Raw genomic sequence first — 13,521 nt, forward strand, 5'->3', positions numbered from 1 at the left:
GTGGAGAGCGGGCCCGTGGTAAACCGCCGAACCGCTACCCTGGGCGGTGTGAGTCTGCGCTTCTATGACACCAGTGCCCGCCAGGTCCGCGACTTCACACCCCTGCGCGAGGGGTGCGCCTCGCTGTACCTGTGTGGTGCCACGGTGCAGGCGCCGCCGCACATCGGCCACATCCGCTCGGGCGTGAACTTCGACATCCTGCGCCGCTGGCTGGAGTACCGCGGCTACCGGGTCGTCCTGTGCCGCAACGTCACCGACATCGACGACAAGATCATCAACGTCGCCGCCGCCGAGGGCGTCGAGTGGTGGGAGGTCGCCGAGCGCAACCAGCGCGCCTTCACCTCCGCCTACGACATCCTGGGCTGCCTGCCGCCCACGGTCGAGCCGCGCGCCACCGGCCACGTCCCCGAGATGATCGAGCTGATGTACCGGCTCATCGACCGCGGCCACGCCTATCCGGCCGGCGACGGGTCCGGCGACGTCTACTTCGACGTGCGCTCCTTCCCCGGCTACGGCGAGCTGTCCAACCAGCGGATCGAGCAGATGCGCGGCGCCTGCGACACCGCCGACGACGGCGGCAAGCGCGACCCGCGCGACTTCGCCCTCTGGAAGGGCGCCCGGCCGGGCGAACCCAGTTGGGACACCCCGTGGGGCCGCGGCCGCCCGGGCTGGCACCTGGAGTGCTCGGCCATGTCGACCAAGTACCTGGGCAGCGCGTTCGACATCCACGGCGGCGGGCTCGACCTCGTCTTCCCGCACCACGAGAACGAGACCGCCCAGTCCAAGGCCGCCGGCGACGGCTTCGCCCGCTACTGGCTGCACAACGGGCTGCTCACCATGAGCGGCGAGAAGATGAGCAAGTCGCTGGGCAACTCCCTGCTCATCCCGCAGATGGTCCGCAAGGTCCGCCCGGTCGAACTGCGCTACTACCTGGCGCAGGCCCACTACCGCTCGGCCATCGACTACTCCGACGACGCGCTGTACGAGGCCGCCGCCGCCTACCAGCGGATCGAGGGGTTCCTGACCCGCGCGAGCGAGGTCGCGGGCACCGTCGAGCGGGCCGCGGAGGTGCCCGAGGCGTTCGCCGACGCCCTCGACGACGACCTCGGCGCGTCCCAGGCGCTGGCGGTCGTGCACGGCCTGGTCCGCGAGGGGAACACCGCGATCGCCGAGGGGGCCAAGGAGCGCCTCGCCGAGCTCGGCGGCCGGGTGCGCGCCATGCTGGACGTACTCGGGCTCGACCCGTTCTCCGAGACCTGGTCGGCGAGCGGTACCGGGTCCGGGCTGCGTGACGTCGTCGACTCGCTCGTTGCGGTCGCCCTCGACCAGCGCCAGGCCGCGCGCCTGCGCAAGGACTACGCGGCCGCCGACGCCATCCGCGAGCAGCTGCTCGCCGCCGGCATCGTGGTCGAGGACACCCCGCGCGGCCCGCGCTGGGAGCTCCGGCGGGACTGAGCGGCCGACGCACCGGGGTGGCCGGCACCGCCGCGGTGCGGACGCTGTGCCGCTCGGTCGGCGGTATGCGGTGGGCGGGGTGCGCCCGCACCGGCGCGTCGGTCCGGCGGCGCCCCCGGCGCGAGCCGCCGATGGCGCGGCCACCCGCTGCCATCGGCGACCATGGAGGGGTGCCGCATCAATGCGGCCGGACGTCGGAGAGCGTCGGCGCCTCCCGCGGGTGCGGGCCGCGAACCGGCGGCCGGCGGCACATCACAGACCGGAGGGCCGGCCCGGCGGAACGGGCGCGGCCCGGCCGGCGCCGCGGACGGCACCGCCGTCGGCGGCCGCCGGAACAGCAGAGCTTTCGCGCCCGCAGCGGCCCCCCGACCGGGGCAGCGGCGCGCCGACACCAGCGGTAACCGAAGGGTGAGGACAGCAGGCCATGCCGGCGAAGAAGAGCAAGAAGGGCCCCACCAAGGGCAGCGGCGGCAAGGGGAAGCGCTCCCTGGAGGGCAAGAAGGGGACGCTTCCGGCCGAGGAGCGCCACTGGTACTCCGAGAAGTCGCGCCGCTCCACCAAGAACGCGGCCAAGAGCCCCGCGAAGAACCCCGCTAAGAGTTCGGCCAAGCAGGCGCCCACGGGCGCGGCGAAGCCGGGCGCTCCGACGGCGCCGCCGCGAGCTGCGGCCGCTGAGCCGGGCGCCCGCGGTGGTACGCCCGATCTGCTGGTCGGGCGCAACCCGGTGCTGGAGGCGCTGCGCGCGGGGCTGCCCGCAAAGCGGCTGTTCCTGGCCAACAGCCTGGACCAGGACCAGCGCATCACCGAGGCGGCGCGGCTCGCGGGCGACGCCGGTCTCGAGGTGCGCGAGGTATCCCGGACGGAGCTGGACCGGCGCTGCGACAGCCAGGGCCAGCCCGGCGCCGCCCACCAGGGTCTCGCCCTGCAAACGCGGCCGTACCGCTATTGGAACCCCGAGGACCTGCTCGACGCGGCCCGGTCCACGGCGGAGGAGACCGGCGTCCCGCCGCTCATCGTGGCGCTGGACGGTGTCACCGATCCCCACAACCTCGGCGCCGTGGCCCGCTCCGCGGCGGCGTTCGGCGCGCACGGCCTGCTGATCCCCGAGCGCCGTGCCGCGGGGGTGGGCATCGCCGCCTGGAAGACCTCCGCGGGCACGCTGGCCCGCCTCCCCGTCGCCCAGGCCACCAACCTCACCCGCACGCTCAACGGCTACAAGAGCGAGGGCGTCTTCGTCGCCGGCCTCGACGGCGGCGGCGAGACCGAACTGGCGGCCCTGGACGTGGCCGCCGGCCCGCTGGTCATCGTGGCGGGCTCGGAGGGCAAGGGCCTCTCCCGCCTCGTCCGCGAGACCTGCGACCAGATCGCCCGCATCCCGATCAGCGGCGCCGAGTCCCTCAACGCCTCGGTAGCCGCGGGAGTCGCCCTCTACGAGATCACCCGCCGCCGATCGGCGTCCACGCAGCCCGGGCACTGACGCGAAACCGGTACGATGCGACTGTGCGCCCCAGGCAGCGCTGCGGTGCGCACAGGCCGACGTAGCTCAATTGGCAGAGCGCTCGCCTTGTAAGCGAGGGGTTAGGGGTTCAAGTCCCCTCGTCGGCTCTCTTCATGCCCGAACCGGCAGGTCAGAGCCCTGAGGCGAAGCAGCCGGGAGTTCTCGGGGCGGGCTGCGGACGTCCGCCGTGTGAACGCTATACCCGGGCTCCGGGCGTGCGGGTCAGGTCCGTTCCGCGAGCAGCGGGCGGCCCGGGCCGGAGAGTTCGTCCACCGCCTCGCCGCGTCCCGCGATCGCCATCAGCACGGATTCGCCGCGGCCGCGCACCTCGGGGCCGTCGCCATGGGTCCAGTCCAGATCGCTCGCGACGAGCGTCAGGCCGCGGGCACGCTTGGCCGCGCCGATGGGCGGGGCCTGCAGCGCCAAGCGGAGGGCGGTGCGAAGGCGGTCGTGCGGGATCTCGCGGGGCAGTCCGAGCGGGCGGCGGATGTCCTGCTGGTGGATCATGCCGTCGACCAGGGCGATCATGCCTCCACGCAGAGCGGTCAGCCCGTGAGGGCGCTGATACTTCCTCAAGATGCGCACCAGTTCGGCCGTTGGGCGGGGGGAGTACTCCGCGACGCCGATGGCGTTGGCCTTGTCCACGTTGAACCCCGCCCGGGCCAGCCGGGCGGCGAGACCGCCCCACCCCAGCTCCTCGTAGCTGATCGCGTGGGCGACCACGTCGCGCACGCTCCAGCGCTCGCACAAAGTCGTGGCGTCCCACTGCTCCGGCGACAGGGAGTCGAGCAGCTCCGCGAACTCGACGCGTTCGCATACGGCCATGGCCATCGTTCCGGCCCCGGCCCCGTCGCCCTGCTGCGCCATAGTGCCGCCTCGCCTTGTCCGCGCCCGTGTGCCGGGACCGGCGCGGTCGCCGCCAGGCCGGTCCCGGCACACAGGCGGCGTTGGTGACATCGCCGTCGTGTCTACTCCGCAAGTATGCGGTCCCCGACCGGGCGCGGTCGACCCTCGTTCGCGGATGCGGCGGGTCGGCACCGTATTATATTCTCGAACGGCTATATTCTCTGGCACGTAACAACACCGGACAGAGAGTGGGCCCCGTTCCGGACGATCGCCCACCGCGAAGGGGACCCCGCCGACGAAGTCGGCAAGCGGCCAGCGGGACCGGTGGGGCGGGGTGCTCCATCCGGTCCTCCGGGCGCTCGCCGTCTTGGCGTCGGCCCGGGGAACACCCGTCGTCACTTCTGTAAGCAGCGACTCCACTTTTCCGAAGCCGCTGAAGACAGAGACGCATCAGCCATACCCGGCCCTTGCGGGCCGCATGACAACGTACGGAGGAAGCATGAGCGACGCACTGCGCCGCGTGGGGGACCAGTGGGCTCTGCGCTTCGAGCGGCGCTTCGCGCATCCGCCGGAGAGGGTGTGGCGGGCGATCACCGAACCGGAGCACCTCGGCCGGTGGTACCCGCTCACCCCCGCGGAACTCGCCCCTCGCGTCGGCGGGGCCATCGTGTTCGAGGGCGAGGACGGGGCTCCGGGGCCGCGGGCCGAGATCACCGAGTTTCAGCCGTCCCGGGTCTTCGCCCTGCGGGAGTACGACGAGGAGACCGGCACCCACGGGCTGCGTCTGGAACTGGAGCCCGATGGTGAGGGGTGCCGCATGGTCTTCACCCACACGTTCGCCGACGACACGTGGGCCGCGCAGACCGAGACCGGGTGGATCGCGTGCCTCGACGAGCTCGGACGCGTCCTGGACGAGATGGGCTGAGGGCAGCCCTACACCGTTCCGGACGCCGGACGCCGGACGCCGGACGCCGGACGCGGCGACTGCCGCGCGCCCGCCGGCTCCCCGGAGGGACCCGGCATCGGCACCGGCGTCAGCCGGGGATGCGTGCGACCCCCGCCAGTCCCCAGGCCTGTTCCGGAGGGATGTAGTCGGCGGCGTCGACCACGGGCGAGGGCTCGGTGGTCCAGTCGTCGCAATGGATCAGGCCGGGCGGGTCGACCAGTTCCAGGCCGGCGAAGAAGCGCGCGATCTCCGCGCTGGAACGGGCCCGGCCGGGCGAACTGGTGTTCGCGTAGAACCGCTCCAGGGCGGCCGCGCGCTCGGGGGCGGTCTCGTTCTCGACGTGGCTGATGGCCACATAGGAGCCGGCGGGCAGCCGCTCCACGTAGCGCCGCAGCAGACCGTAGGGGTCCTGGTGGTCCTGCAGGAAGTGCAGCATCGCGACGAGCAGCAGCCCGACCGGGCGGTTCAAGTCGAGGCGGCCGGTCAGCTCGGGGCGGCCGAGGATGCTCTCGGGATCGCGCATGTCGGCCTCGACGACGCCGGTGATCTCCGCGCGGTCGGCCAGCAGCGCCTCGGCGTGCACCCGGACGACCGGGTCGTTGTCGACGTAGACCACCCGGGCCTCGGGAATGCGTCGGCGCACGACCTCGTGCACCGGGTTCTCCGCCGGAAGGCCGGACCCGATGTCCAGGAACTGGTCGATCCCCTGCCGTGCCATGAAGTCCACCGCCCGGCCGAGGAACCGCCGGTTCGCGCTCGCCATCTTCCTTATCTCGGGTATCTGCTGCTCGATCCGCTCGCCGAGCTCGCGGTCCACGGCGAAGTTGTTCTTGCCGCCGACGTAGTAGTCGTAGAGGCGGGCCGCGCTCGCTACGGTCGGGACGCCGTGGCCCCCTTCAGCGCTGGAATCGGTGCTCATCGAGGTCCGTCTCCTGGGGGACGAATCGGTCGTGGGGGTGCACATTGTGCATCACATCGCCGGGTTGGCAAGCGCTTTCTGTAGCGTCGGGGCCGCGGGCGCGGTGGCGCTCGTCACAGCGGGCGGCGGGCCGCCGCCGGTGCGTGGCAGCCGACGGGCATTGCGACGGGAGCCAGGCGGGGCCGATGCCGCAGCACAGCGGAGGCGATCGGAGCCGGGACGGCCGACCGGAGCCGCCGCGCCGGGGACGGAGGTCGCCGCCCGCGCCGCCGCGGGCCGGTTGTGGCCGCTCCCGGATCTGGGCGGGCCCGACGCCGTGTTGTACGCGGCCCCGGGCGGTCCGCCCCGACCGGCTTCCGGGGCGGGCGGCCTACCCGGCGCCCTCGCGCGAGCCCAGGCGCACCCTGCCGCCGGTGGCCTTGTAGAGGGCCCTCGGCAGCAATGAGGCCGGAACGCCGGGCAGATCGCGCAGGCGGCGCTCATAGGAGCCGCCCCGGGTGGCCGCGCGCGGAGCCGCCGTAGGCGCGGACGGCGGCGCCTGCCCGGACCCCTCGATGAAGGCCCTGGCCTCTGCGGAGCCGGGAATCGCCGAGACCGACGCGCTGTCGGCGTGTCCTGCCTGCGGGCCCGACGGATGCTCCGCCGGGACGGGCGGCGGCGCGGGCGCCCGCGCCGCCGCCGCGCCCGATGCCGACGTGGCCGGCGCGCCGCCGGAGACGGCGTATCCCCCCGAAGGTGCCGACGTCGGCGTCCACTGCTGCTGTGCGGACGGAGCACCGGCGGACGGTGCCGGGTGCCGGAACGCCTGCTGCGGACCGGAGGCCGGTTCCCGGCCCGCGGTCCCGGCGGTCTGCGCCCCGGTCCCGCGATACGCCGCAGTGCCGGCCGGTCCGCTCGGCGGGGCAGCGCTGTATGGCTCCCCGCCCGCCTGGTGCGGGCGCGGGTCCGGCTGCCAGGCCGCCCGGGACGGCTGCGGTCCGCTCGCCGGCCGGTCGCCGCGGGTCTGCCCCCACCCGCCGTGCGGGGTCTGCGGCTGCGGCCCGCCCGCGCTGCCCGCCTGCTGCGCACCGCTGCGGCCATCCGGCTCGGGTTGCCGCGCGGATGCGGGGCCGTGGGCCGATTCCGCGTCCTGGGGCCGACCAGTGTTCCGCCGGGCCGAATCCGCGAGCCGCGGAGGCCCACTCGCGGGACCGCCCGGATCGTCCGGGCCCGAGTCGTCGACGGGCCGGAGCCGGATGGTCTGCTCCTCCGGCCGCGGCTCCTTCGTTCCACCGGCGCGGTCGGGCAACGGGGACGCGGTGCCGGAGTGGGGCTGCTGCGGTCCGCTCGGCTGCTGGGGTTGTGGCTGGGGCTGCTGTTGGGGTTGGGGGTGGTAGGGCGGGGTGCCCTGGTCGCGGCCGGTCGCCGCAGGGCCGCCGGGCTGGTGAGGGGCTGCGGCCGGACGGGCCGGAACCTCTGCTCCCGTTCCGGGACGGGCCTGCGATGCGGCGGGCGCGCCGGCCTCCCTGGGGTCGGCCGCCGCGGGGCGCGGCTCCTGTGTGGTGTTCGGGTCGTGCGGCTGCCCACCCGCTCGGTAGCCGGGTCCGGTGCCGCCGCTGCCCGGTTCGGCCGTCGGCGGGACGCCGCCGGGCCGGTTGGTGGCCGGGTTCGGGCGCCTGGCGGGGGTCCGCGTGGAGTCCTGCTGCCGCTGGGATGCGGTGCCGGAGTGGGGCTGCTGCGGTCCGCTCGGCTGCTGGGGTTGTGGCTGGGGCTGCTGTTGAGGTTGGGGGTGGTAGGGCGGGGTGCCCTGGTCGCGGCCGGTCGCCACAGGGCCGCCGGGCTGGTGGGAACCGGCCCCGGCTTGCGTCGCGTATGTTCCGTGCGGTCCGCTTGGCTGCTGATGGCCGGGACGGGCGGCCGGATCGGATGACGGCGGACCGCTCGGGTGCTGAGAGCCGGTCGTCGGGGGTTCGGCCGGCGCCTGGGCGGTTCCGGAGGAGGTCTGGGAGCCGTCGGCCGGACCGGACGCGCCGCGGCGCTGCAGCGGGTGCGTCTGGTCCTCGGGCTTCGCCGCCTCGGTGCCGGCGGCCTGCGGCGTACCCGCCGCCGCACTGGACGGGGCGGTGGGTGGAGTGTCCCGGCGGCCTCCCGGCGCGTGGGTGCCCGGCCGGTACGGCGCCCCGGTGCGGCCGGCGGCCGGGGAGGGAGAACCGCTGTCCGGCGCCGGGGCGGGAGCGGGGCGGTCGGCGCCGCCTTGCGGAGCGCCACCGGCCTGCCCGCGGCCGGTCGCCGGATACGCGGACTGCGGCTCACCGGTCTCGCGCATGCTCTGCCCGTAGCGGGGCGCGCCCTCGCGGGCGCCCTGGACGTCGCCGCCCTGCCGCGGGTCGGCGGAGGGCCGGTCACCGGTCGCCGGGTACGCCGACTGCGGTTGCTGCGGCCCGCTCGGTCCCTCGCGGCCCGTCCCGTAGGGCGATCCCGGAGGGCTGTGGCCGACTGCCGCCGAGCCGCCCTGCTGCCGTCGCGCGGCGGACGGGCGCAGGGAAGGCGGCTGGGTCTGCCCCGCGGGATCGTCGGAGCCCCCGCTCGCCGCGCCTTCCGAGCCGGGGCGCCGCAGCTGGACCGTCTGGTCCTCGGGACGGGGCCCGCCGTAGGCAGGGGAGCCGCCCGACGGGTCCTGCGGCGATGCGGGATGCCCCGCCCCGGGGCCGTGGGCACCGGTCGCCGGCTGCGGTCCGGTTGCGGGATAGGCGTTGCCTGGGTTTTGCGGCCCGGTGGTCGGATGCGCGGGGCCGGCGCCGGCGCCGGTGGCGGGTCCAGGGCCGGTGTCGTGGGCGGTGTAGGGCGCTTGATGGCCCGTCGCCGGGCGCGCAGGGCCCGCGCCCCCGGTGCTGCCCTGGTTCTGTGGGCCCGCGGGCGGGTGCGCCGCGCCGCTGGCCGCGCCGGTGTGGTGGGGGCCGGTTGCGGGATGGGCGTTGCCGGGGTTCTGCGGTCCGGCGGCCGTGCTGCCGGGACCAGAGCCGGTGCCGCCGGCTCCGGCGGGGGGCTCGGGGCCTGTCGCGGGAGGTGTGGGGCCGGGGTTGGGGCCGTAGGAGCCGTGCGGGTCTTGCGTACCCGTCGCCGGGCGGGCGGGGGCGGAGCCCGCGGGGTTGGTGCGGCGCTGCAGCGGGTGGGTCTGGTCCTCCGGCTTGGCCTCTGCGGAACCGCCGGGCCCTCCGGCGCTTTCTGCCGCCCACGGGCCGCCCGGTCGCGCGCCGCCCGCGGGAGTGACCGCGGCGCCGGTGCCCGCGCCGGTGCCCGCCGGTCCGGCTCCCGCCGCACCGCCGCCGCTCCCCGGAGCGCCGCCCGGCCGCCGGTACGGGTCGGCGCCTCCCGCGTCCCGGTGCGCCGCGGGCCGGCCGCGGACCGGGGCGGACACGTCGTCCGCGTGTGTCGGCGGCCGCGCCCCCGGCTGCGGGCGGCCACCGCCGTATGGGCCCTGCGGCCCCTGGTAACGGGCATACGGCGGCGGAGGCGCGTCGAAGTCCGCATACGGGGAGGCGCCGCCGTCCGGCTCCTCGGGCGCGCTCGGAGCCGGGGACCGCTCCTGCGGCTCCTCGTTCTCGCCGTACTGCGGGTTCTCTCGGTTCGGCGATCGGTCGGGCATGGTCGGGCACCCCCGGGCGTCGGTTCGGGGCGGCGCCGTCAACGCTCCCCGTCGGACATCGTCACACGGATCGGGCCGGTCGGGCTCCTCCCCGCCGCACCCGACGCACCCGCCTCACAGCGACCGACGCAGGCACTCCGCGGCGATCCGGGTCGCCGTCGCGTGCGTCGCGGCGGAAATGCGCGAAGGGTCGATGCGCGTGCCCTCCGCGAGGTGGCGGTCGAAGCCGAGCCGGAACACCTCCGCCCCGCTCTCGCGCAGGATCGCCGCCGAGCCCCGGAAGTCGAACGCGCGGTCCTCCCCGCGCGTCTGCTCGGTGAACACCACGACGATCCGGCGCGGCAACGACTCGGCACCGTTGGCGGTCATCCAGTCGAAGGCGCGCCCGATGCTCGCCGCACCCTCCCGGGTCGAGGGCACGACCAGCACGTGCGCGTGCGCGCTCGCCTGCGCGGCGCGGTTGAGCCCGTCCGACACGTCGGCGGCGCGGTCGATCACGGTCAGGCCGAAGAAACGCGTCAGCGGCAGCACGGCGGTCTGGTAGCGGTTGGCGTCCAGCGCCCCTTGCGCGATCTCCTCCTGCAGCCTGGGCAGCAGCCACAGCCCTTCGCCGACCCGCTCCAGGCTCTGGGCGACCTCGTTGAAGGAGTCCGACTCGATCGTGGCGCCCGCCAGCCCGGGCGCCCCCGGTTCGGCCGCACCCAGCCGCGGACCCAGCCCGCTGTTTCCCGGCCCCAGGTCCAGTGCCAGCACGCGGTCGTAGCGGTAGTGCGCGAAGGCCAGCGCGAGCAGCGCGGTCACCGTGCTCTCGGCCGCCCAGCCGTGCGGCCGGCTCACCACGACGCGGCGGCCGGTGATCACCGAGCGCTGCAGCTCCCGCCCCAGCCGGACGGGCGCCAGGACGTCCTCGGGCGGCCGGAACGGCCGCGCCGCGCCCCGGCCGACGCGGCGCAGCAGCGAGTCACCGTGCCTGGCGGCGCGGGGCGCGGCCCTGCCGGCGGACGGTTCCGCGCTGTCGTGCATCGTCTGGCCTCCGGGAGAGTGTGCCGACGCTGGGTCGCAAGGGTCAGAACGTGTTGATCAGGCGCTCGAAGGTGCCGAAGGAGCCGATCGCCACCGGGATCAGCACGACGACGGCGACGGCCTCGAACCGGTTGGCGATCCTCCGCAGCCGTGCCCGTGTGTGCTCGGGCTGGTCGAAGGCCAGCACGACGGCCGGGATGAGCAGCACCGCCACCAGGACCCCGATCGCGGGCCACAGCGCCCACGCCGACCGGTCGACCCAGGCGTCCGCCAGGGCGACGACGATCGCCAGCGCCGCCGCCATCAGCGGCGCCTTCTGCAGGATGAGCGGGAACAGCCGCGACCGGCTGCCCACGACGATCGCGAGCAGGCCCGCCAGCGCCGCCGTCCACCCGTTCAGGTCGGCGGCGAGCCCCATCCCGGCCACCCCGGCCGAGACCGCCGCCGCGACGGTGGCGATGGTCATCGTGCGGTGCGCACTCGCCAGCGCGGTCATGACGTCGGTGCGCGCCACGGCCGAACCCGAGCCGCGCCGGTCGTCCAGCGCCGTCAGCCCCGACATCCCCATGGCGAAGCGCAGGATGAGGCTGAGGACCACCACGCACACCATCGCCATGACGGCGCCCACCTGCGACAGCTGCAACCCGAAGGCCGAACCGCCGGCCCACATCGCGGTCAGCGCCAGCGTGACGGCGCCGCCGATGATTCCGCCGCGCCCCAGCGGGGTCGTCACGCCCAGGCCGATGACCGCGGTTCCGACGATGCCCGCCAGTCCGCACCACAGCACCCAGCCGGGCCAGCCGAAGCCCGCCGCGGCCAGCCACACCGCCTCGCCGGCCAGCGCGCCGCCCGCGATCGCCAGCGCGGTGCCCACCGGCTCGCGCCAGGTCGCGGCCAGGGTCCAGCCCAGCGCCATCAGCACCGCCGCGCCGCCGCCCAGCGCCAGGGCGCCCGCCGTGCCGCCGGTGCCCGTCCACAGCAGGGAGCCCGCGGCGAGGACGAGCGCGGCAACGGCGAACGTCGCGCTCCACCGCCGCGCCGCGTAATTCCACCGGCCCAGGTCGCCGTCCAGGACGTCCCCGACCGCGTCCGGAACCTCGTGGACGACGGGGGCCGGGACCGGCTCGTCGACGCGTACGAGCCGCAGCACGTCGCCGTCGGAGACGCGGCGCTCGGCCAGCGTGGAGTCGCCGTCGAGGTGCACACCGGAGGCCGTGGCCAGGTGCATGGGCAGGGCGGGGTTGCGCCCCTGGTCGCCCAGCAGCTTGAGCACCTCGGGCATCAGCGCGCCGATCGGCTCCTGAGCCGGGAGGACGGCGTCGACACGGCGGTTCTCACCGACGAGTGTCACGCGGCTCCAAGACGTCATCGAGCCCTTTCCCATCACTACTTCGCTGCGGTGCCCCGCGTCCGGCGCGGAGGCTTGGGGGTGCGGCGCCGCGGTCGCGGCGGTGGTTCAGGCGGGCACCTCGCTCGCCTCGACCCGTTCGAGGTAGCCGTTGCCCAGCAGCCAGCGGATACTCACCAGCGCCGGAGGCTGGATGAAACCGCCGGCCTCGACGGTGAACCTGACGCCTCCGCCCGGGTTGGCGCCCTCGCTGGGGGACAGCGAAGCGTCGACCTTGAAGGGGTGCGTCACACGGTATCGGTGGTACCCGCCGGAGCCCCCGTCCGCGTCCGCTTCGGCGCCGGCGTCCGCGCTCTCCGAGGGTGCGGACGCCGTCGGCGCGGGTGTGCCGGAGGGCGTGGCGTCGGGTGCGGGGCTGGTGTCGGACGGCGCCGAAGGGCGGGCGATCTCGGGCAGGCCGCGCTCACCGAACGGCTGGCCGTCGGGGAAGAGCAGCGAGCCGCTCTCCTGACCGAAGGTGTCCACGAGCATGCCCGGCTTCAGCGTGGCCTTGACGCCGTCGCCGCTGCCCTGGCGGATCTGCGCGCCGACGTCGTCGACGAGCGTGGCGGTCTGCTTCGCGGCCTTGCTCTCCTCGGAGGTGCTGAGGGGCCGGGGATCGGCGTCGACGAGGACGAGCTCGCCGTAGAGCCATCGGGCGGCCTCGTCCTCGGTGGGGAAGTCCGCGCCGGTGCGGCCCTGCTCGTATTCGACGATGCCCGCCGAGAAGCCCCGCTCGTTCTCGGTGATGAGGTAGTAGCTGGTGGCGGTGCCCGTCGCGGGCCGCGGCTCGTCGGGCAGCACGTACAGCTCGGGCGGCACTCCGGCGCTGCCGAGCTGGGCGGCGAGCATGTCCATGGTGACCTCGGCGCCCACCCAGTCGGCCGGCACGGGTGCCGATGGTGCGGGCGGAGGCGGCGACTGGGCCTGCTCCTGGGCCTGGGCGGCGTCCTCCTGGCTGCTGAGCTGACTCTGCAGGAACGACCAGCCCACGCTGCCCGCGCAGACCACGGCGGAGATGACCAGCCCGGCGATGATCTTGGCGACGTTCTCGTCGAGCCTTCGGCGGGTGCGCTGCGGACCGAACAGGACCGCCTCCCGGAGCCGCTTGCGGCGCACGGCGACAGACTCCAGCAACTGGCTGTCGTAGTCGCGGGCCATCAAGCCTCCTTTGCGGAGCGGGCTGTGGATACGGTCCGTGCTCGCGGGAGGGGCCCGCGTGGCGGCCGCAGGGCGTACGAAGAGGGCACCCGCAAGAGTACGGGGCGGGGGCGCATACCGGGCCGCGCGCCCCTGCGGCGGGTGCGCGCGGCTGAGGCGGTGCCGTACCGCGCCCGAAGGCTCCGGCGGCCGTCGGTCGGCACGGTGCCGGAGAAGGATGGGCGCGGCGCTCGGCGCGCCGAGCGCCCCGGAAGGCCGCAGGGGCAGGGGCCGGAGGAGGCTGCGCCGACGCGCCGCGGCGATCGCCGATGGGCAGGCGGGGGCGCCTGCGCGGTCGGACCTGCAGGTCAGATGCTCTGCACGGCCGTGCTCGCCCTGGACAGCGAGGTCTGGGCGGTCTCGTCGTTGTTCTCCAGGGTCGTGCGCACGAGCCGGATGATCTCACGGACCTCCTCGGCGGCGTCGTGCCACTTCTGCTCCTTGGCGCTGTACTCCTCGTCGACGCCGTCGGCGATGAAGTCCGCCATCGCGGAGGTCACGTCGCCCTGGTGCTCGCCGATCAGGCTCTCCAGGCGGGTCATGACCGTTTGGATGTTGGTCTGCGCCTCGCCCGAGGCGCCCAGGTCGTAGCTGTTGCGTCCCATGCTCATGTGGGGTCCTC

9 protein-coding genes and 1 tRNA gene are annotated in these 13,521 nt (G+C 75.2%); 4 read left to right on the forward strand and 6 right to left on the reverse strand.

Annotation, left to right across the window (positions count from 1 at the left end; translation table 11 throughout):
- Window positions 1-48 precede the first annotated feature (48 nt).
- From cysS to ABD284_RS10720, 3 genes are all read left to right on the forward strand, one after another.
- Window positions 49-1,455, forward strand: a complete 1,407-nt coding sequence (gene cysS / locus ABD284_RS10710) for a cysteine--tRNA ligase (protein ID WP_344142599.1) — start codon at window positions 49-51, stop codon at window positions 1,453-1,455.
- A gap of 424 nt (window positions 1,456-1,879) precedes the next feature.
- Window positions 1,880-2,932: a 23S rRNA (guanosine(2251)-2'-O)-methyltransferase RlmB gene (rlmB, locus tag ABD284_RS10715; RefSeq protein WP_344142601.1), complete on the forward strand. Its 1,053-nt coding sequence runs from the start codon at window positions 1,880-1,882 to the stop codon at window positions 2,930-2,932.
- 55 nt (window positions 2,933-2,987) lie between these two features.
- Window positions 2,988-3,060 (forward strand) — tRNA-Thr (locus ABD284_RS10720).
- 115 nt (window positions 3,061-3,175) lie between these two features.
- On the opposite strand, the gene ABD284_RS10725 is transcribed toward ABD284_RS10720, so the two are convergent.
- Entirely contained in the window at window positions 3,176-3,820 is a 645-nt protein-coding gene (locus ABD284_RS10725) for a maleylpyruvate isomerase family mycothiol-dependent enzyme (protein WP_344142603.1), read from the reverse strand.
- A 478-nt stretch (window positions 3,821-4,298) separates the two neighbouring features.
- Between ABD284_RS10725 and ABD284_RS10730 the strand changes: the two genes are divergently transcribed.
- On the forward strand, window positions 4,299-4,724 hold the full coding sequence (locus ABD284_RS10730) for an SRPBCC domain-containing protein (protein WP_344142605.1): 426 nt from the start codon (window positions 4,299-4,301) through the stop codon (window positions 4,722-4,724).
- 109 nt (window positions 4,725-4,833) lie between these two features.
- On the opposite strand, the gene ABD284_RS10735 is transcribed toward ABD284_RS10730, so the two are convergent.
- From ABD284_RS10735 to ABD284_RS10755, 5 genes are all read right to left on the reverse strand, one after another.
- A complete protein-coding gene (locus ABD284_RS10735; RefSeq protein ID WP_344142607.1) occupies window positions 4,834-5,664 on the reverse strand; it encodes an SAM-dependent methyltransferase in 831 nt (276 codons plus the stop codon).
- A gap of 3,739 nt (window positions 5,665-9,403) precedes the next feature.
- The gene (locus ABD284_RS10740; protein WP_344142608.1) at window positions 9,404-10,312 is read right to left on the reverse strand and encodes a MinD/ParA family ATP-binding protein; all 909 of its coding nucleotides are present in this window, start codon (window positions 10,310-10,312) and stop codon (window positions 9,404-9,406) included.
- Between the two features lie 43 nt (window positions 10,313-10,355).
- Complete coding sequence (gene eccD, locus ABD284_RS10745; protein ID WP_344142609.1) at window positions 10,356-11,681, reverse strand: type VII secretion integral membrane protein EccD; 1,326 nt, start codon at window positions 11,679-11,681, stop codon at window positions 10,356-10,358.
- An 87-nt stretch (window positions 11,682-11,768) separates the two neighbouring features.
- Entirely contained in the window at window positions 11,769-12,860 is a 1,092-nt protein-coding gene (locus ABD284_RS10750) for a TNT domain-containing protein (protein ID WP_344142611.1), read from the reverse strand.
- A 347-nt stretch (window positions 12,861-13,207) separates the two neighbouring features.
- The gene (locus ABD284_RS10755; RefSeq protein ID WP_386698803.1) at window positions 13,208-13,504 is read right to left on the reverse strand and encodes a pore-forming ESAT-6 family protein; all 297 of its coding nucleotides are present in this window, start codon (window positions 13,502-13,504) and stop codon (window positions 13,208-13,210) included.
- Window positions 13,505-13,521: the final 17 nt, after the last annotated feature.

It is taken from the genome of Streptomonospora arabica (assembly GCF_039531585.1).
In the GTDB taxonomy this organism is placed as follows: Bacteria; Actinomycetota; Actinomycetes; order Streptosporangiales; family Streptosporangiaceae; genus Streptomonospora; species Streptomonospora halophila.

Coding starts and splice junctions, on each gene's coding strand:
- ABD284_RS10755 (WP_386698803.1), bottom strand. CDS start 13,504: ATGGGACGCAACAGCTACGACCTGGGCGCCTCGGGCGAGGCGCAGACC.
- eccD (WP_344142609.1), bottom strand. CDS start 11,681: ATGACGTCTTGGAGCCGCGTGACACTCGTCGGTGAGAACCGCCGTGTC.
- ABD284_RS10740 (WP_344142608.1), bottom strand. CDS start 10,312: ATGCACGACAGCGCGGAACCGTCCGCCGGCAGGGCCGCGCCCCGCGCC.
- ABD284_RS10730 (WP_344142605.1), top strand. CDS start 4,299: ATGAGCGACGCACTGCGCCGCGTGGGGGACCAGTGGGCTCTGCGCTTC.
- rlmB (WP_344142601.1), top strand. CDS start 1,880: ATGCCGGCGAAGAAGAGCAAGAAGGGCCCCACCAAGGGCAGCGGCGGC.
- ABD284_RS10725 (WP_344142603.1), bottom strand. CDS start 3,820: ATGGCGCAGCAGGGCGACGGGGCCGGGGCCGGAACGATGGCCATGGCC.
- ABD284_RS10750 (WP_344142611.1), bottom strand. CDS start 12,860: ATGGCCCGCGACTACGACAGCCAGTTGCTGGAGTCTGTCGCCGTGCGC.
- ABD284_RS10735 (WP_344142607.1), bottom strand. CDS start 5,664: ATGAGCACCGATTCCAGCGCTGAAGGGGGCCACGGCGTCCCGACCGTA.